General features: G+C 47.6%; 18 protein-coding genes. 6 read left to right on the forward strand and 12 right to left on the reverse strand.

The window, feature by feature from the left end:
- Positions 1 to 242: 242 nt before the first annotated feature.
- The 8 genes from JI721_RS03055 to JI721_RS03090 all read right to left on the reverse strand — a co-directional run bounded on the left by JI721_RS03055 (position 243) and on the right by JI721_RS03090 (position 4,926).
- Positions 243 to 1,076, reverse strand: coding sequence for an ArdC family protein (locus JI721_RS03055; protein ID WP_274456609.1), 834 nt, complete (start codon positions 1,074 to 1,076; stop codon positions 243 to 245).
- Between the two features lie 474 nt (positions 1,077 to 1,550).
- Positions 1,551 to 1,745 carry a hypothetical protein gene (locus JI721_RS03060; protein ID WP_274456610.1) on the reverse strand — a complete coding sequence of 65 codons (195 nt, stop codon included), beginning with the start codon at positions 1,743 to 1,745 and terminating at the stop codon, positions 1,551 to 1,553.
- Between the two features lie 5 nt (positions 1,746 to 1,750).
- Entirely contained in the window at positions 1,751 to 1,924 is a 174-nt protein-coding gene (locus JI721_RS03065; protein ID WP_274456611.1) for a hypothetical protein, read from the reverse strand.
- The gene (locus JI721_RS03070; RefSeq protein WP_274456612.1) at positions 1,911 to 2,108 is read right to left on the reverse strand and encodes a hypothetical protein; all 198 of its coding nucleotides are present in this window, start codon (positions 2,106 to 2,108) and stop codon (positions 1,911 to 1,913) included. The genes JI721_RS03065 and JI721_RS03070 overlap by 14 nt, the downstream gene beginning before the upstream one ends.
- A 304-nt stretch (positions 2,109 to 2,412) precedes the next feature.
- A complete protein-coding gene (locus tag JI721_RS03075; protein ID WP_274456613.1) occupies positions 2,413 to 2,700 on the reverse strand; it encodes a hypothetical protein in 288 nt (95 codons plus the stop codon).
- 5 nt (positions 2,701 to 2,705) lie between these two features.
- Entirely contained in the window at positions 2,706 to 3,548 is an 843-nt protein-coding gene (locus JI721_RS03080; protein WP_307016505.1) for a DnaA ATPase domain-containing protein, read from the reverse strand.
- Positions 3,445 to 4,227: a helix-turn-helix domain-containing protein gene (locus JI721_RS03085; RefSeq protein WP_274456615.1), complete on the reverse strand. Its 783-nt coding sequence runs from the start codon at positions 4,225 to 4,227 to the stop codon at positions 3,445 to 3,447. The genes JI721_RS03080 and JI721_RS03085 overlap by 104 nt, the downstream gene beginning before the upstream one ends.
- Positions 4,228 to 4,308: 81 nt before the next feature.
- Complete coding sequence (locus JI721_RS03090) at positions 4,309 to 4,926, reverse strand: hypothetical protein (RefSeq protein WP_274456617.1); 618 nt, start codon at positions 4,924 to 4,926, stop codon at positions 4,309 to 4,311.
- Between the two features lie 269 nt (positions 4,927 to 5,195).
- On the opposite strand from JI721_RS03090, the gene JI721_RS03095 reads away from it, so the two are divergent.
- Together JI721_RS03095 and JI721_RS03100 are read left to right on the forward strand one after the other, a co-directional pair.
- A complete protein-coding gene (locus JI721_RS03095) occupies positions 5,196 to 6,272 on the forward strand; it encodes a helix-turn-helix domain-containing protein (protein ID WP_274456618.1) in 1,077 nt (358 codons plus the stop codon).
- A gap of 394 nt (positions 6,273 to 6,666) precedes the next feature.
- Complete coding sequence (locus JI721_RS03100; RefSeq protein ID WP_274456619.1) at positions 6,667 to 6,999, forward strand: hypothetical protein; 333 nt, start codon at positions 6,667 to 6,669, stop codon at positions 6,997 to 6,999.
- A gap of 75 nt (positions 7,000 to 7,074) precedes the next feature.
- On the opposite strand, the gene JI721_RS03105 is transcribed toward JI721_RS03100, so the two are convergent.
- Entirely contained in the window at positions 7,075 to 9,051 is a 1,977-nt protein-coding gene (locus JI721_RS03105; protein ID WP_274456620.1) for an AAA family ATPase, read from the reverse strand.
- A gap of 455 nt (positions 9,052 to 9,506) precedes the next feature.
- On the opposite strand from JI721_RS03105, the gene JI721_RS03110 reads away from it, so the two are divergent.
- A complete protein-coding gene (locus JI721_RS03110; protein WP_274456621.1) occupies positions 9,507 to 11,066 on the forward strand; it encodes a recombinase family protein in 1,560 nt (519 codons plus the stop codon).
- A 16-nt stretch (positions 11,067 to 11,082) separates the two neighbouring features.
- Positions 11,083 to 11,406 carry a sigma-70 family RNA polymerase sigma factor gene (locus JI721_RS03115; protein WP_274456623.1) on the forward strand — a complete coding sequence of 108 codons (324 nt, stop codon included), beginning with the start codon at positions 11,083 to 11,085 and terminating at the stop codon, positions 11,404 to 11,406.
- A gap of 355 nt (positions 11,407 to 11,761) precedes the next feature.
- Here the strand turns inward: JI721_RS03115 and JI721_RS03120 are convergent, their stop codons facing one another.
- Entirely contained in the window at positions 11,762 to 12,283 is a 522-nt protein-coding gene (locus JI721_RS03120; RefSeq protein WP_274456625.1) for a 5' nucleotidase, NT5C type, read from the reverse strand.
- 1,027 nt (positions 12,284 to 13,310) lie between these two features.
- Between JI721_RS03120 and JI721_RS03125 the strand changes: the two genes are divergently transcribed.
- The gene (locus JI721_RS03125; protein ID WP_274456627.1) at positions 13,311 to 14,687 is read left to right on the forward strand and encodes a Mu transposase C-terminal domain-containing protein; all 1,377 of its coding nucleotides are present in this window, start codon (positions 13,311 to 13,313) and stop codon (positions 14,685 to 14,687) included.
- Positions 14,684 to 15,505, forward strand: coding sequence for an ExeA family protein (locus JI721_RS03130; RefSeq protein WP_274456628.1), 822 nt, complete (start codon positions 14,684 to 14,686; stop codon positions 15,503 to 15,505). Before JI721_RS03125 ends, JI721_RS03130 begins: the two co-directional genes overlap by 4 nt.
- A gap of 79 nt (positions 15,506 to 15,584) precedes the next feature.
- Here JI721_RS03130 and JI721_RS03135 read toward each other — a convergent pair whose 3' ends face one another.
- Positions 15,585 to 16,190: a hypothetical protein gene (locus tag JI721_RS03135; RefSeq protein ID WP_274456629.1), complete on the reverse strand. Its 606-nt coding sequence runs from the start codon at positions 16,188 to 16,190 to the stop codon at positions 15,585 to 15,587.
- 73 nt (positions 16,191 to 16,263) lie between these two features.
- Positions 16,264 to 19,713 carry a hypothetical protein gene (locus tag JI721_RS03140; protein WP_274456630.1) on the reverse strand — a complete coding sequence of 1,150 codons (3,450 nt, stop codon included), beginning with the start codon at positions 19,711 to 19,713 and terminating at the stop codon, positions 16,264 to 16,266.
- Between the last annotated feature and the right edge of the window lie 4 nt (positions 19,714 to 19,717).

Genomic DNA, 19,717 nt, shown 5'->3' on the forward strand with positions numbered 1-19,717 from the left:
AGCCCGCTGTAAGGCGGACTATCGAAAGACACGGAACATTTTCCCGTGGATTTCACAAGATTAAGCACAAAGTTGTGTCACCTTTTACAAAGCACTCCCACCCGGCTTTGCCGGGTGTGTGGAACAGCGCCGGAACGGTGGTTATCCTGTATTTCTTTTCTGCAACCAGATCGCCTCCAGTAAATGTAAGAACCGCCCTGGTTGTCGAGCGGTCCATCTGGTGATAAAGGGTGTACAGTGTCTCAAGCGCTGGCCTTAGAATCCGGGTGTAGGTATGCCTCTAACGCTGCGATGACTTGGTGCGCGGTGCGCTGGATCGTGGTACCGATGGATCGCACAAGTTCAGTCCCACCATCTTGGGACGCCCATCCTGCAACGTACCCGAAACTATAGTTACTGGTATCCAGTCCGAAGTAACTGGCGACCACGAATGCTGTGCCCTCCGCCTCCGCCTCGATTTGCCCTCGTGTCTTGCCCTTGTTGTCCGAATCCACGTTGTGTAACAGGCTGTGCGTGAACTCATGGATCAACGTCTTGGCCGTTTGGTCGGCTGCCATTCCCGCTTTGATTGCGATCCGGTGTTCGCCGGGCGAATAGTACCCTTTTGCGCCGCCCGCGATGTCGTCAAACTCGACTGGAATCTGAATCACATTTATGAGAGCTTCAATCAATTCTGTGGCCATCGTACTATTCCCGTCGAGCTCGGTTGTCAGCCTTGGGAGTTCCTTACCAGCCGTTTGGCTGACATCAAATACATTAACCACACGAAATCCATAAAGGCTCGACTTTTCCACTTCCGCTCCATCTTCATTGATTTCTACCTTCTTGCAAATCATAGGAGCAAGAATCTGAATTGCTTTTTCGCCCCTCACAACATGCCGTCCAAGCTGTTTCCAAGTGTTGAACCCTGCGACATGTGAGGCGTGCGGGCACTGCATCAAAATCAACATCACGTTGCTAAAACTGTAATTGTGAAAGCGCGATTGGACCTCCAGTACTTCTCGCCACTTGTCACCGCTATATACTGCCAATACGCCCTGCTCCAGCTTGTCAACCAACACTTGTACCTTGTCCATCCTGTTCGCCTCCGGTTCGGGTGTCACCCCCTGTGGTGAGGGGCTTACCCCGATCTCATCCACGGCGTAGCCCGAGGGCAAGGCGAAGAGCGATACCGGACTGAGCGCAGCGAGGGAGGATAAGGAGCGGGCCTTGCCCGGTAAAGGGCAAGCCGTGGTATCGTTTTTGTCCCTAACTCTCAAACTCCTTTCTGAAGCAATCAGCTATGGCTTCCAAAACCGCCTTGCGTCGATTTATCGAGTCGTCAATGATGGAAGGCCTGATGTGCACGGTTGTTTTACCGTATGTTCGTACCACCTCATCGATCCGGGGTGTCTCTGTTGCGACATTGTTTGCCATGGGCATCCCCCCTATAAAACCGAAAACACCAAAAAAGCCTGGAGTCGCAGTCTCCAGACTTCTTTGGTCCCGTTATTTGCCTAGCCGTGAGTGTTTGACGCCTAGCATCAAGGTACCATTTAGACGGACCGGTATCAATCACCGCCAAGCACCAGCGAAGCCTCCTGAATCCCCTGCACCGCCTGATGCATCGTCACCTGCACTTGCCCCGGCTGGTAGCTTGGGTCGACTCTGGATATCACAGCATCCTCAATAGCACCACTGTGTGACCAGATGACGACAGCACCAGCCAAAAACACGCCAAGCCGCACCAGTCTCCACATCATCACCATCATCAACCTCCCTCTGCTGACTGCAACCACTTGTCGGCCGCCCGTACTGCCTCACTCTCTGTCATCACGTCCATGCGCCATGCCAAGCACTCGACCAGCTGTCTCACAACCTCTCGACTCAAGCCAACATCTTTGGCAGCCAACACCATATACGCCTCGGCATCACGATTGGTCATGATCCTTCGCCTCCCATAAATGCGACTCGTATTCCGCCATGTCTTGCCACAATGTCGACCGAGGCAATGTGAGATAGTGATTCATCATGTTTTGCATCGTCTCGATGGCCGCCCTGTCGATACCCGCATCCCGAGCCGCCAGCGTTGCCGCAATCACCGCCACCATCGTTTCCATCGAATCCACATGGCATCCCTCCCCGGAAGTGAGTAGACACCAAGACGGGACAGTATACCATTGATGTAATGCCCTCGCTCCCTTAATCCACCTGTATCTTCCTGACCTTCGTCCGCCTTGGTATCCACTCACCCACAGCAAAATAAAAACGTCGGGAACCCTTGATACAATAGGCGTTCTCGGCGTTTTGTAATACACTTGTATTACGTGTTGCGTGGTGTAATACAAAGTGTAGTACGAACACAGGTTTTGGTGTAATACAAAATCCCGCAACCCCTTGCGGGGCGCGGAATTGCGGACGTAATACAATGTATTACAAGGCTTGGTAGAGGTCCATGTAGCCAACCTCAACCAAGGCATCACATACTGCCTGCATAGCTGGACGGAGCCTTTTGCCGGTTGCTACGCGGCGGAAAGACCTGTCGCCGCGTTTGCAAGCCAGCGCAAGAATGTGATCAACACGCTTCAGTGCCTCCCGAGGCTCGATAACCTCGGGCGGCAGCTGGTCCACGACCAGGCGCAAGCGGAGATATTCGCGCCACCACGACTTGCGCCACGTCTGCTCGGCGTACTGCCGTGCGGTGAGACCATATCGCCACATATTCATCACCTCCTTGAAGCGAGTGTGTAATCCAATACGCCAGTTTCGCCACTGTACAATGCGATCTGCGCAACCGTGCAGACCTCCGCGATGCGGCGGCCAAGGGCATTGTCAAACTTGCGGATTGTGTCGAGGTCGAGCTCAGAGCTAATGAGCATCGGTAGCCCGTTTTGCACCCGGAAATTAATGATCCCAAAGACACTGTCAAATTCGAAAGGCGTGGGTTCCGCCGTACCCTTTAACAAGTCGTCGATGAAAAGTACATCAACCCCCCTCATTTGCCGCAATTTGGCTTCAATTAAATTGCGCTCACCTTTGAGATCGCCCTTCCCCTCCACCCATGGCCAGTAAAGCACGGATACACCCTCTGCCATGAGTTGGTTGGCAACCGCCATCAGAAGATGGGTCTTGCCCGAACCACTGACACCAAGCAAGGCGAGGCTGTTCTTATCTTCGTGACGCCGAAAGAGGAAGTCTTCGGCGTACTTCCGGGCAACTTGGTACGCGATCTGCACGGCTTTGGGCCTGCCCTTGACGTAAAAGTTGTTGAACGACTTTCGGCGAAACTTGGGACTAATTTGACTGGTTGTCATCAGTTGGTGACGCTGCGCCTCGTCCTGACAGTCGCACTTTCTTGCGGGAGGCGTTTCTCCCACCGTCTCCAGTGCCCCGAAGGGAAACACCCGGCCGTCGTCCAGCACAGCCAACCAGCCTACGTCCCGGCACTTGGCGCACTTGTATGTCTTAGTTGACGATCCCCGGCTCGATGTCGGTGCTGGGGGTGAGACCCTTGCCTTTGCCACGAGAGTGTGTACCGTTGTTCCGACTTGTTCCACTGTTATCGCCACCTTGTAAATCCCATTTTTTCTCAACAGCGCTCCGAAAGGCACCAATTGGGAAATCCATTTGTTTCTCCTTGACGTATCGGGCGCAGTCGATAAGTCGTTGTTCACCGTACTGTGCTACCCATGTGGGAAAACGAGACACGAGTGATGTAACAGATACCCCTAACTCTTGTTCCACGGCCCTTATAACCTCTTTCAAAACATCGGAATTGACGACAACAGTGTCTTGTTTGTTGTCTCTATCCTTTGTTCGGGATATGTGAACATTACTATATGTTTTTTGTTGCGGCTTGTTATCCACATCTGGAGTATCAACATCTAGATTTTCTTGATCTCGAAAATCAGGATCTGGATGATCAAGAGCCTCCAGTGGAACCTCACGGATGATGTTTTCCCATTTGGTGATCCGGCCCCGCTTATCTCGTATTGATTTTTTTTCGAGGTAACCGTACGTCTGCAATTCCTTGATTGCTGTTTGCAAGGAAGTCTTTCCATCAGGAGCTTGTTTCACCAAGTGCGCAAAAGAGATCTCCCAATCAGTGGGTAAACTCAAGAGATATGCCAGTAGGCCGCGACTCTTCCAAGACAAGCGCGTGTCCTGTAGGGTCGCCCGTGCGATCTGCGCGTAAGGATTTTCGCGATTATGTGGGTGGCGAAAAATAGTTTGATCTTCATTTGCCACATGAAGCCACCTCCGTGCCAAAACAAAGAGCCGTGCGACCTCGCACGACCCAGTGGTATACTGTGCTTACGTTTGTTTTCGTTACCGGGCGGTGGTGGCAGCCACCGCCTTAGTTTTCTTGCTTGCTTTTAACGCTTTGTGATACGCCTCGATTCCGTGCCAGGTATTGTCGTCGACCGCTGCATTACAAGCCGAGAACTGTGCCTCTTGTTCCCGGCCTGCGAGTGCAGCAGGACCAACTGCTTGCACCGACTGCGACAGTACCGCCCCCACCTCCTGTCGGCACTCCATGCGGTGTCGCTGTACCCTGAGATAATGGGACAAGACACCCAAGTCATAGCTCGGATAGTTTAGCAACAAGACCTGTTCATCGCTCAATCCGGCCATTGAATCGTATTGATAAGACCTCAACAACTCTTCCAAGCTGTCGATTAATCTTCGATGCGCCCGCTCCAGCGAAATCGTTTGTTGCTTCAACAAAGAACCGGATAGACATGGGTTTTCATCTCCGACCTCTCTCACTGACTGAACGAGTTTTTGGGCATTGCGTTCCTCGGTTTTGATGGTGTCTGCCAGAGCTTCCAAAACATTAGAAAAGGGGTGGTATGCGCCTTTACCCAGCGCTACCTGTTTGTCCGCTTTGGCCCGCCGCATACCTTGCGATGGTAGCCCGTTCTCGTAATACGTCTTAACTTGCAAGCAGATCCCTCCCTTTGCAGCCTTGCTTCCCCCCCAAACCAACGCTCGGTAGAGGTCTTACCATTGCCCCAACCTATCCCAGCTGCGCGGATGATTCTTTGTTCGTTTATGTTTCAGATCGAACAAAGAATAATATCTATACTAGTAGTATATGAAGCAAATATAATCCTGTCAACGATTGCTTCATATTTTTTCGATATTAATTTGGTTTGTGTTTGTTGTGTTGCAAAGGTTGGCTATAATGAGCTTACAGAGGAGGTATAAGAAGCATGGATTTTGGAGAGCGTTTGACCATGTTACGCACGGCCAAAGGATTGACTCAGGCACAAGCCGCTGAAAATATTGGCATTTCCCGAGGTGCTTACGCAAATTACGAGGCCGGGAAGAGAATGCCAGACGAAAGGATTTTGCGTCAAATTGCTGAGTACTATGGCGTCTCTGGCAGCTACCTACGTGGCGTACCAGAAGTGCAAATGGATCAAGTTCTAATGCGCAGCGCCATTGGGGAATCCGTAAAGCACTCCATTGATGTTTCGCAGGCAACACGCCAGCTTGCCCACATGTTGATACACAGCGACGAGAATACGACTCGTGAACATATGTACGATACGCTAATATCAATATTGGCTAGAGACCGGGCGCTTATGGTTAACAACATACGAAAGCTAATACTAACGTTTACGCCAGATTGGGAAGCACTGTCTCGGTATGCCGGAATGACACTAAACGAAGAAGTCTTAAAAGGCACTTCGGACACTTGGTCCGATCCAATGGTCGTCGCGAAGTTAGCAGAGTACTTCGGAGTTGAGCCAGGGTATCTGTTGGGCGACGAATCGTCCGATCAGCACCTGTGGGAGAGTTATGTGGGGTTACATCGTCTGGATCAGGTAGCGCTTGCACATTATACGTCGTCAACCTTTTTCGGCTTAATGAAGTCCACACTGCATGAATTGGCTAACCAAACTGGAGTGGTGCGCGCAACCGAGTACGACGTCACCACGGGAACACTTAAATCAGGTACAGAAATAATAACTGTAGTTCCGAACGTGTCCAACTATGCATTTGTCTACGTGGTAGGCAGCGAGTTTCTGGGGACCACCCAGGAAATTCCTAATATTAGGTACATAGTAGAATACGGAAATAAAGACATCTACCAAGCCGGTGGAAGGAAGGCATTGGTTCACGACTTGAAATCTAATAAAACTGAACGAGAATGGCTCATTTGTGATGTGCATAGAGAATTTGGACAGGTGTATTTACACAATGGCCACGAACTTCGGTTCCGGGCGGAGTATGATATTGAAATCATCGGACCTATTGTGAAAATCGAGTGTAACGTTGATTGATAGAGTTCACCAAAGGGATTCAGTACAGGTGCCCCTTGACTGTCAAGCTTGGCTAAGACACAATTAACTTAAGATGTCAGGGGGAGTGAGCGTCCCTTCGGAGTGTATCCGCAGCGACGCCGCAAGAAGTTAGGGGGAACAAGGGTAGGCCGCTTTACCGCGGCTTACCACCTAAACCTTGCGGCGCAACGCTGCGGATTTTATTTTCTGAGGAGGACCATATGCATGGAGTTCCCGTACGTCGAGTTGGTAATGGGTAACGGAAACAGCGGGATTGAGCAGACAACACTGGTTTCGCGGGGAGAAATGATTGCGCAGGCAGCAATTACGGACCACATGGGGGGAACCCCCCGTAATCCGCGAAATAGACTACTACGGGCAAGTGGCCTTGATCATGGCGTGGGGCAATGACGAACTTACGCAGTATGCCAACGCGGCGAACATCGAATTGCCCGTTCCACTGGCAACCATGTTTGGCGGAGAGTATGACTTCTCGGACGAATTAGGACATGTACGCAACGCGTTTCAGAGGGACTCGGACTTGATCGAATTGCTGGAGAGCTTTTCCGAATCACATCTGCTGCTGGTCAAGTTCTACGTCTACGAGAACGATAATGATAATGTGGACCTGATGACCTCGGCGAAGGCAATTACGTTGCAGCCGGGTAAGCACCTCTCTGACGTAATCGCGGAGTTTGTAATGTGGATCAGTACCCACGCTAAGTAATTCATCAAATCTTGTTAATTGGGCTGTCCCAATCCGTTCTTTTGGGACGGCCCGATCACTTCAAACAACATCGACTTAATCGTTGGTCACAGTGGAGTTCAGTAATACAAACAACTTTGAGAAATTCTTGATGGTCTGATCATGTACACTGGCAAAAAACTCATCACGATGATGTGTAAACGCGTGAGCCGGTAGGGCGTGGTCAAATTCCCCACGGCATATTGTTACTCTACGGATTATTGGCTCGCTTGTTTGAGGCAGGTCCTCAGGCGTTAAATTGGAATTAAATGCCCAGTTGTAAAGTCGAAGGTAGTCTGCGGTGTCGAACAAATCTTCGACATCGGCATTGCGTGGCAAATGAGCGCCGACATCCGAACACACTACGATGGCATTTTCGTTAACCTCATTATCACGAGCAGCCGCCAATATTCTCTCTAATTTCTTTGTGCTTCGATCTCCATCTACGAGTGCCGACACACGTAACCGCCGCCCTAGCAACGCAATAAATACAGGCATGTTGTCCACACTGCCTACTGGTATGATAGACAATCTCGGGTCTAAACCAACTTGTCCGTGAGAGATCAAGTACTCCGTAAATCTCTGTAAATAAACGAAATCACTGCTGCCCTCGACAGCCAAGTGCTGCCCAGAGCCAAGAAAGAGATGCTGACTTACTGAGTATCCCAACGCAGATTCTACAGGCAAAATGGTATCCCGATCCGCCGATAAATTGACCTTAGTCACAGAAACTCCATTATCAGGATTTTCCCGAGTTGACCGATCATGTACTCCTCGAAGTTTCTCATACCGTGTGGGATCAACCATGTGCTGGGAGTGAGTGGTATAGAGCGTCTGTTTAGATGCACCAAGCTCTCGCATTATAAATCTAACAAAATCGCGCTGAGCGTCCCCGTGCAAACTTGTACCTGGTTCGTCCAGCAAGACAATTATCGGTTCCTCGCTTTCCTGATGAGCACTAAATGCTGCGAAAAACGAAAAGAACCATTGAAAACCAGATGACCGCGTAGAAAAGTTCGTTTCAACTCCACCGTGACGTCCATCTCTCAACTGGATTTTGAGTAATCGGTGCATAATATGTCCACCATTTGGGTGCTGACCAACACTGACGTTGTCTGTATCAAAAACAACCTCTAAGTCCGTATTTTGTCGCCAATACTCAAAGGCGTGACGCGTTAAATCTACACTAGCTGCTTGGAGTTCTGCCTTTCGACTGTCGTAATTATCATCAAGAAAATCTTCCGGTCTTTCGCCCGCATGCTGCAATAAAGCAACGATGGTCTCTTCTTCTTCGTTCAGAGCTTGTCCAGCCTGTACTTTACTAGCCAAATCAGTCAAATCCGCTTCACCAGGTAAATTTTGATAGTTAGAGAAATAGAACGTTTTTGGAACTAACTCCAGAATGTCGTCACAAACGTCATCTTGCTCTGCTCCGTCAACCAGATAGGCCCACTCATCGATGCGATTAGCAAGTGTCGTCCACGCCTTGGATTGAAGAGCAGACTCACCAGCAAGTTCTTCGGCTCTTCTCCGTGCCAATGCAGCAGCTTCGCTACATGTAGGGGCCGTCTGCAACAGCTGTGACGCGTCTTCAGCGCTCAGCTCTGCTGCCTCTGCAGCAGCTTGGACGACAGCATCCAGCGGTGCTTGAAGTACCATTTTAAGTTCGTTAGCGTAGGTTTTAGAGACTCTTAGGATGGCTCCTTCTGGTAGTTCACTTTCCACCAGATCTTTTAGCGCAGCACGATCTTCGTCATCTAATATAAATGTGAGGGTTACCGGCTTCGTATCCATGATGTTTTCGTTGTTACGGCGATCACGAGCCAACCGCCACCGAGGATATTCAGTAGTTAAGTCAAAACGGTTCTTCTGCTCGTTGCCGTTCGCTGGGTGCACGCGATGAATGGCTTGTAGAATCGTTGTTTTACCAGATTCATTTTTGCCGATAAAACAGGTTACATCTGCTTCAATTTCTATGGTCTGCGGTTCCACAAAGTTCTTGAAATACTGCACAGTAACTTCCGTTAATCGCATGAACGACACTCCCGTTCGATTAGGTCTTCTATTCCAAACTTCGACATGTTCCGAACAAAACCTTCTCCATGCTTCTGCATAGCTTGTCCACGCGGACATCATGAGGTAACAGAATCCCCACGTGACCGTCATCTCTCTTCAAGTCCTCTCCGATAACAATCGGCTACAGCCTCCACAATGGCATTGTGGCGATCTGTTGTAAGAGTTTCATTGGTGGGAACAGGGGGAACAATTTTCACTGTTATATTTCCGTATGTCCTCACAATTTCCCGCTTCTCCGGCGATGCATTCCGACGCGAACTCATACGTGCACCTCCATGATGCACGTTATGACTGAGCCGCTTGTACACTTGCCCCGACAAGCCACACCTGACAAAAACTAGTGATTTTTCATCGGTCAATGGAGTAAAATCAAAGACGAAGTACAGATAAAGAAGCAAGGAGCGACAGATAAAATGGGCTTTACATCATCTGACTTTCCCATCCGACTGCAGCGAGTTTTTATGTATCTACGTAAATCGCGAGAAGATCGCGAGGCTGAGTTGCGGGCACAGCAGGAGGGCCGGGAAGACGAAATAGAAACCCTCGCCAAACATCGGCGCACCCTGCTTAATCTGGCTCACCGATATGAGCACAACATTGTCCGTATATATGAAGAAGTTGTCAGCGGTGAATACATATCCGAACGCCCAGAAATGATTAGTTTGTTGCGGTCAGTAGAGTCCGGAGAGGCAGACGCCGTCTGGTGTATGGACCTTGATCGTCTCGGGCGTGGTGACATGTTTGACCAAGGGCAAATTATACGTGCGTTCAAGGACTCGGGCACACTGATTTTAACACCAGAGAAAGTTTATGATTTGTCTGATGAAATGGATGAAGAATGGACCGAATTCCAAACGTTTATGGCGCGACGCGAGCTCAAAATGATTACAAAGCGAATGCAACGTGGACGAGTAGCCTCAGTTCAAGACGGAAAGTATATCGGCACTCGACCGCCATTTGGCTACGATGTAAACAAAGATTTGGTTTTAGTTCCAAATGCCGATGCCGACACGATTCGACTGATCTACGATTTGTACGTCAACCACTACATGGGCTGTAACCGAATTGCTGCCCGTCTTAATGAACTAGAACTACGCACTTCAACTGGCAAGTTGTGGCGCGGGGAGACGGTGTTACAATACCTTAAAAACCCAGTATATGCCGGATGGATTGTGTGGAAAAAGGTCAAAGCTGACAAACGTAAAGGTACATTCCAACAGCGACCAAGAAATGAATGGATTGTTGCTCGTGGGAAGCATGAGCCTATTATCAGCCAAGAACTTTATGATAAAGCGACAGAACTTCGGCAAAGAAAATCCATCCCGCGCGTGCCGAAATCAAGCAACATCGCGAGTCCATTAACCGGACTGGTGATATGTGGCAAGTGCGGATACCATATGATCCGTCGCCCTTACGGACGTCAACTCCCCCACCTAATGTGTGCCAATCCACACTGCGATCAAAAAAGTTCGCGGTTAGAGTATGTCGAGAGGGCCGTTTTCCGGGCACTTGAAGAATGGCTTGAAGACTATAAAGTCACAGTCGACGAGGTCATGGCAGAACTCGCTCCCACCACGCAGGAAGATACTCGGTTTCAAGAAAAGCTGTCGTATCTTGATTCTGAAATTGAAAAAGCAAATAATCAGCGAGATAAGCTACATGACCTACTGGAGCAAGGTGTATATAACCACGAGACATACTTAGAACGTAATCAGAAACTCATGACTCGGCTTGAAGAGTTTAGGCGACAGAAAAAGGCTCTCGAAGATGAAATCGAACGGTTTTCACGAACCAATGTTGCGCGTCAGCAGGTTATTCCTGAAATTCAACATGTCTTGGACGCTTACCACTATACCGACGATGTCCAAAAAAAGAACAACTTGCTCAAGAGCGTGCTAGAAAAAGTCGTATATAACAAGGAGAAGTGGCAGCGCGGAGACCAGTTTGAACTTATCCTATATCCGCTAGTCTAAATACAGATAACATCTGATGGAGAATGAAATCACAATACAAGATGTGCTCGGTTCAGACGCCGACGAGACCGAAGAAGAGGTCAGCAAGCGGATGGAGATCCGCAACATGCTCAACCTGATGAATACGCTGGATGAGCGAGAGCGGACAGTTATCGGCCTGCGGTTTGGTCTTGCAGATGGTCAAGAATGGACGCAGAATGCAGTCGCCGAATACCTCGGCATTTCCCGCTCGTACGTCTCTCGTCTCGAGAAACGTGCACTGCTCAAAATGTTCCACCAGTCTTATGCGGGCAAGCGCAAACGCAAATCGTTTGTATATCGGCCTCCAGTGGATAACTAAATCAGTATGTAGTAGCTCGATTAGAAGTCGGGTCATAAATACAAGGGTTGGGGATCCCCTGCCCTTGTATTTATCTTCGTCCTCACAAACCCAGGTCGTCTAACCTCTTTGGGCATCTCCCTGGGGTACTGACTTGTGAGAAAGAAAGTCCCATCAAATAAAGAACAGCTACAAAGGTACTGGAATCTGGTCACACTCTTCTAATATGGACGTGGTCTCCCCCAAGGTAAAATAGAGGTAATAGGATGGCAATTATCCAGCAAATCAATCCTTGTCGTTCCAACCCGATGACGAACGGACACAGGCGACCATTCAACTGCACGAAGCACGTCGTTTAAAGTAACACGACTCGTACCTAGAAGAAGTATTCCTTGGCTTCTTCCCAACTGTTGAAGCGTGGGTATCCAGTCTGATCCAGATTGTGATGAGCTGTAAACAAGATCCCTTGTCCTGGAAATCGAACAAAATGCCGTGGACTGTCGTCAATGAGGTAGTCCGCATTAACAATAGTCTTATTTCCACAAAAGACAAAGCGTTGCTCAGAGAGGAACGGAAAGTTTTCTCGCAGCCATTCGTACTTTGCGGAAAATGAATGTGGAATGTCCATGGCAGCCGTAGCAATGTATACTTCATACTGTTCGTTCAGTAGAGCGATGATTTCCTGACTGCCCTCAATGACCTCCAAGTCCCTGAAAAATTCCGGGTCGGCCAGCAAGTCCAGTATTTCCTTGGCCTTATGAGGGCGAGCATGCCAAAGCTTCTTTCCGTTTAAATCTTCTACTGTTAAAGATTCATTGAACACTTCGTTATAAACTCTCAAATGTTTGGATGTAAAGTCTGCTATGGTATCGTCCATATCAATTGCAATTCTCTTCACTAACAATCGCTCCACCTTTCAGTGTGCAACTTTCAATTCAGGGTGCGATGACGTGCCAGGGCCCATTTTCGGCCTTCCTGTCAGCCTGTAAATCCTGGCTACGCAACATGCCATCTCGAAGAGTGTAGGTGCTCACTCTCTGTGTCGGAGGGTTGGCACCTTTTTTATCATTCGTTGTTGCGGAGGATTTCTAATGCGAGTGTCGTATGCGAATGATTGTTGAACCGACAATCATCTGCGGGAGGTTAGCAGAAGGCATAAAAGAAGAGAGACCCCCATGGTTTGGCCGCCACGGTCTCTCTTCTCCACGGGGTCGTGTTTTCACACGCCCTAAGGGTGCCTTGATCTTACATGGTTTTGTTCCCCGATGTCCAGTCCTATTTGAGATTTTGTGAGCACCCAGATATATCTAAGATTCGTCCGCAAGTATGTAGCATGTGCGGGACAAATCAACCTTTAAGATTCCATGGTCATTACAAACGGAATGTGTGGTGCGAGGAGCACTGTTACAAAATTATTGTCTTTCGGTTTTTGTGTGGGAGATGTTGTGCGACCGTTAGCGTACTCCCGTCGTTTGTTGGGCGCTACCAGCGCACTGCATGGGATTTGCAAGAAGATGTATTGGCTGCCTGTGAGGACGGTGCATCCCTGGAAAAGGCGGGAAGTCTGGTCCCTCCTCCATCTGGCCCTATTTCATACCGCACGGTTTGGAGATGGAAAAAGGCATGGGAGTTGCGTATGGAATCAGCGGAGTCTGGGTTTTGGAAGTGTGTCCTCTCTGTCAGGCCAACTTTGCAATGGCCAAGAGGTACGGCTCGACCTAAAACACGAATCAGACTCTGGCAATGGATATGGCATCAGGCGGCGCCAATGGGAATGGCAGTTGGCCTCTTTCACGGCCTTTTTCGCCTGTGCCAACCATCTGCATGTTTCAAGAACTGAAATTCCCCACAAAATGTGTCTATGGAGGCTTCCTCTGAACGCTACGAAAATGGATTTGTAGCAAAAATTGAAGGAGGAAGTCTGGATGACACAGGTTTCGAGGGAACAAATTGCAAGTTTTCGCTACAGCCTCATTGCTCCAGTTGTCAGTCGGCAGACGCCGCTGAGTCCTGGAGAACTTGGGGCTTATTTGCGTGAGGTGAGTGCTCGTGAGTACGAGATTCCAGGCAGCACACGCCGGCATGTTAGTGTACGAACGCTGGAGAGATGGCTGGCAGCCTACCGTGCGGGTGGATATGATGCCTTAATGCCAAAGGTGCGGCTCGACAAAGGAAATGCCCGATTATCCGAGACGGTGATTGCAAGGGCCGCAGAATTAAGGCGCGCTCGCCCAGAACGCAGCGTTGAGCAAATTATCCTGTTGCTTGAAACAGAAGGAATCGCTGAACCGGGAAGCGTGGCAGTCAGTACGTTGGCCCGACACCTGCGAAAGATGGGACTGCGCCGCAAGGAATTGTTGGTTACTCCCCAGAACAGGGGGGATTTCCGACGCTTTGAAGCGGAAGATGTGCATGTATGCTGGCAGGCAGATTTCCAACACACATTGTATTTGCCAGATCCCAATCGCCCAGGGAAAAGGAAGAAAGCCATTCTCTTCGCCATCCTAGATGACTACAGCCGTCTGATTGTGCATGGGCAATTTTATTGGGACGAGAAGATGCCTCGGATGGAAGACAGCCTCAAGAAAGCCATTTTGCACTATGGCGTGCCGGAGCAACTTTACGTTGACAATGGAGCCGTGTTCTCCTCTCACCATCTAAAACGTATCTGCGGGAGGCTGGGAATCCATTTGTCGCACAGTAAAGCAAGACGTCCAGCTGGTCGGGGTAAAATTGAGCGGTTCTTCCGGTTTGTAGACACCAGCTTTGTCCCGGAAGCGTACGAGGCCATTGATTCCGGGTATATAGAAACCTTGGAAGACCTCAATGAGGCGTTTCAAATGTGGGTACAAGGATACTACCACGAGCGTAAACACGGCAGCACGAAGATGTCTCCGAAACAGCGAGCTGCCCAAAGCACCCGCCAGACAAAGCGAGTTTCTGAACAAGAATTGCATGAGATCTTTCTCTGGCAGGAGGAACGCAAAGTAGACAAGGCAGGTTGCGTCTCCTTGCAAGGGAATGTGTTTCAAGTAGATGATGAGTTGGCAGGAACCAAGGTGCAATTGCGATTTGACCCGTTTGACCTGACAGCTATTCAAGTCTGGCAGGGGGACAAACGATATGCGGATGCTACACCCATTGACCTCACTCGTCGCTATGACCACCGTGTAAAACAAGAAGTAGAGAAACAAGCGACCGAGTTGTTTACAGATGGTATCTCACTGTTTAAAGCTCTGGCGCAGAAACAACGGGCTATGAGTGAGGGACTGCGTTTCTCAGAAGGCGGTGAAGCACAATGACTCCGATGGAACGTTGGAACTGGCAGGCTATCCCGTTTCGACGGGATGCCTCTGGAGAGGCTCTATATGACTCGGCAGGGCACCAGGAGGCATTGGCACGGTTAAAGTATGTGATTCAAAACCGAGCGTTTGGATTGTTGACTGGTGAGGTAGGCAGCGGGAAGACAACGTTAATTCGGCGACTGATGACCAGCCTTGATGAGATGAAATATCTCCCGATTTACATCTGCCAATTGGGGTTAAAACCAAAGGACTTTTACGGCGAGTTGCTCTCCCGCCTTGGAGAAGCAATGCCATTTAGCCTTAGCAGGACTAGAAAGCTTTGGAACGAACGACTTCAAAGCCAAGGAGAGTTTACGGAACGCCAGTGGGTGGTAGTGATTGACGAAGCGCAGGATATGGCGGAAGAAATGGTACAGGAGTTGCGGTTTGTCCGTAACCAGCACATGGATGCGACTTCCCCGTTCCCTTTGATTCTGGTTGGGCAACCAGAGATGCGCAGAAACCTACGACTCAAGAAGTATGAAGCCATTTCTCAGAGGATTGATATGGCATACCATTTAACCGGGATGACACGGGAAGAAACAGGGCAATACATTCGTCACCAAATGAAACAGACCGGAACGAACCTGCCTGTTTTTACAGATGGGGCTATCCAGATGATACACACCGCCAGTCGTGGGATTCCCCGTATTGTGAACCAGTTTTGCACACAAGCGATATACGACGCAACAACAAGGAACAGCGAAGCCATTGAAGAAGGACACATACAGAGAGTCCTAACTGACCAGGAGTGGCAACGGGGTACGACTGGATAAACGTGATGAAAATGACTGACGGTACAACTGTCTAAATGGTGGCAGAATGACGGTAAAGCCGCTCCGCCAATGGCGGTGACTAAACCACCGCCAAATAGCGTGAGCGGCTACACTCTTCTTGTTTTCGATATTCGTCAGGCCAAGTTAGATAAAGATGACGGTAATGGTTGAATCCCCCACGAACACAACGTCCTCCACAATTTGCATGTGAGAATCCCATTTTATACATCAACGGAAGTTCAATTTTCCATTCATTTTCTATTATTGATTTAATATCTGAATCACTAAGATTCAGGTCAATAAGTGGAAATCTTGTTTCCACCGGTTCAAGTGCTTGATGTGAGTACAACTGCGCGAGGCTTTCCTTCCGATGTTTTTCATGTGGTCCAATACCAAAATAAAGGATAGGTTCATAACCTTCACTTCTTAACTCTTCGATGAAAATTACCGTTTGCCTTACTTTTAACTGTGATGAACACTTGGCTAGTCGGGAATTCCCCAAAAATCTGGTTTCCTCAAAGACTTCTTCAGGTGTACGTCCATCCACTCGTCTAGTCACTTCTAATCCAATATATGTCGCCACGTCATACATAAAGCGATAGTTATCCTCGTGCTCCCACAAAGTATCAGTGAAGAATAAAATGCTATTCTCCTTGCCATACCTTTGAGCCATCAAATAAGCCACATATGCACTTGATGCTCCACCACTAAACATTGCAACATGGACCGGAGTCCTAGTCATATATATCACCCATCTTCTACTCAGATAGAAATTCCTGTAATAACTTAAGTAACACTAACTGAATCTCCTCTTTTGCCACGGTACGGCTCATCAACTTCAAATTGGTTTTTGTATTGTTGTATATTAGCCGCGACTTCTCTGAAAGTTCAACGTCCCGAACGGTGTGTAATTCATCACCTACTCTTACCTCCATGAAGGATTTGTAGGATTCATTTGACACCTGCATGAGGTATGACTGGATTTGTTTGATATAGAGATTATCTGTTGCATCAGACCAGTTTTCTCTGCGGACACCGACGATGCTTTCACTTAAGTTATCCACCCATGTTTCCTCACCGGAATCCAAAATGCCCCTTACAAGCGGGTTCATAAGTTTAACCTTATTTTCTTGTGCTTCCGCCCACCTGCATAACTCAGCAAAATCCGACACCTGGGCACTAAGGAAAATCTGCTTCTCAATCCCGGAACGGTGAATCTCAAAGTAACGTTCGCACTCTTCTTTTAGTTGAGTCAAAATATCTTCGTCTTTATGCTTCTTAAGTAATTTGTATAACTCGTTTAGTGCAGCCGCTGGTTCAACTTCACCATGACGTATGATTTCCTTGAAATCATTGGCCTCACTGGAGGTCTTCAAGGTACTCTGACTGATTTTAGGTAGTTGTCGCAACCATTTTAGCAGTACCCTTGTTGAATAGACTGAGGCTGGTAAAGCCCGATCAATTCCATCAGTATACTCGTTAAAGACAGTTTCAACCTGATTTATAATACGTTCAAATTTCTTATCTGTAGGCTGGTACGTAAATGTATAGATGTGCGGATTTTCTACCATGTAGTACAGCAGTTCCCCATTTACGTCCGGAGTGTATATCAAGTTATTGTAGAACATAATTTGGTTCCATTCGGTCTTTAACAATGCGGTTAATAACACTGGAATGACCGGTCTTCTTATGCCAAATGGTGGAGATACAAAAATATCTACAAAATCTGAAAATCCCCCTTTACCTTTCCGCAGAACATCCAACAATCGTGACCTTAACTCGTTAATCAACGGGTTTTGTAAATCACGATCCCCAAATAACTCAATACCATTGTTCTTCACAACGGTCGCATAAATTAAATAGTCTGGACCATACCCATCAATGTGTAGTTGTTCGTCACTTCTTGCATTTATCAACATGTCAACGACTTTTATTGCCGCTGTTTTCTGGACCTTCGTGATGTTTCTCCTGTTAAACGATTCGTTTCTTATTTCAGGAGTAAGAGGAAATACAGACATCATTACTTCTGACAGATATTTGCCTAAGTGACTGCGCCCTGTTCTAATTTCCTTTCCCTGATGAACCCACGTACAATCTCTTACATCGAACGAATTACGTATCAATCGATTCAAGTCGAATTCTAATTCGGTATGAAGTTGCCTTAATTCATCCAATAGATACTTGTCTTGGCTCAGGAAATACTTGTCCTGCATTAGATGCTTAACAGCCCACAAACGTTCTAAAACCGGCTCAATGTAGTAAGACAACTTGTCCGTGGGAAGTCCATAAATCGTTTGAACATCATTCATACTCACCGAATGCAGGGCATTCAAAAGATTAGAATAATCTTCTTGCGTATCGTCGATCACAAACAGAACCGCAGCGTCCGATCCTTTGCTCTCAATTAGGCTGGAACTTTGTATCTCACCAGAAAGCAGTTCTGTACCAAACACAGCGTGAACTGAAGCAAAACGAGTCATGCTTTTCACGTCATTATATATTTTGGGTAAGATAAAACGTTCCGTAAGGGCTGCCTCTAACAAAAGTGCCTTTTGCCGCTTATCTACAACCGATACTTTCAATCTCTCATTGATTTCAACATCAATGTCGATTCCACTACCCTCAAACAAATCCCAAAACTCATTGACACTGTTGAATCGTATTACCTTTTTCTTTTGCAAATTCTCCAAAATATCACTTGTATGCTCAATATCCCAAAGTAGCGCAAACGAAATAAGTTCAGTACTGAGAACTTGCCTTGCGTTAAGATTAGCGATTTTCCATAGCGTAATTAGTTTAAGAACTTTTAATTCATCCAACAGATAATCGGATTCTGTCAATTTTCTCCGCAGACGATTGAACATTAAGTATGTCTGACCAATGAGCGAATCCTTTTCAAACTCTGAGAAAGAGGGCTCAAAGTAGTCGAATATTTGATTGACCAAATACCAGTCCCCGGTGCTTTGAACATGGTTCTTCAGCCCACCGCTTTCCGCACTTTCCAGGAAGGTAAACAAAGTTCTTTCGTTTTGCCCCACTAAATTGGCCAACTGTGGGATAACAAACAACGACACTGGGTGCAAAGGGAATGAACCATTGATTATCAACGACTCAATTTCAGTATAGGTCAATTCTGGAAACAGCATGAATTGGCGAAGTTCTTTTACAAACTGGTTTCTGAATTTGTCACCCTCTCTGTACTCCTCTGTTACTTTACTTGCCAACCGAACAAATGTGGCCCTATCAGCCTGGGTGTAATAGACGCTAAATCGTTTTTCTATACGCTGGAATTCCTTGTGGAACTCTTCATTAAAGCGCAGCGCATATTGCCCCAAATTCCTATGAGTAATGAGTAGAATATCCAAATTTTTCGAGTCACTGTGGTTTGCAAGTTCAGCGATATCTTGCAAGTCCTGCATAGTCTCATGAACTTCATTCGAATTCAGTGTTTGAAGAAATCTCCCGAACTCGTCGTAAACCAAAAATAAGCCATATCCGTGTTGCTTCAGTTCCCCCAGGACATGACTAACCTGCGTTACAATATCGTGATCATACGAAACGTGTAGTTGTGAACCAGATGTTAATTGTGGATAAACGGATTTAAACCATTCAATCGCATTAGCATCGTAATTTTCAACCTCACTTAACCACGTGCGATAACTCCAGTTTTTTCCAGCCAGTAGTCCTAAAAAAGAGTTAAATGTCGCCCTGTATTGGTTCTCCCAAACCGTGACAATCTGTTTTACCTCTTCTACGACTAGAGGCATTGACAAATCCAAACCATATTCCTTGAGAGTACGGTATATTGACGACAAAATATGTTGGCGGAAAGGTAAGCCGCTTCCGGTCATAATCACCGGAATGTACTTCAAGGACTCATACCTCATCTGTTCTAGGTATTGATAGATATCAGCATCAATAGAGAGAAATTTGGTCTGAAGTTCCGAAAACCAGTCTGCATCTCTTCCACTGAACGCGATATCCGCAATAAGGGTCGCCAACAATGACTTCCCCGCCCCATAAGGCCCTACAATAATGTGAGCATGATTACCCTGATTAAGAAATCCCTTTAATAATCCGATCACCGGCTCGGCATGGGAAGAAGTGGGCAAATACCTCTCACCTGAATCCGTGACGAATGTATTCAAAAAACGTAGATATTCGTAGAATGATGGAGTAAAATGGAGAGATCCGGGGATATTCTGCATTCCC

Source organism: Alicyclobacillus cycloheptanicus, assembly GCF_028751525.1.
Classification (GTDB): Bacteria; Bacillota; Bacilli; order Alicyclobacillales; family Alicyclobacillaceae; genus Alicyclobacillus_L; species Alicyclobacillus_L cycloheptanicus.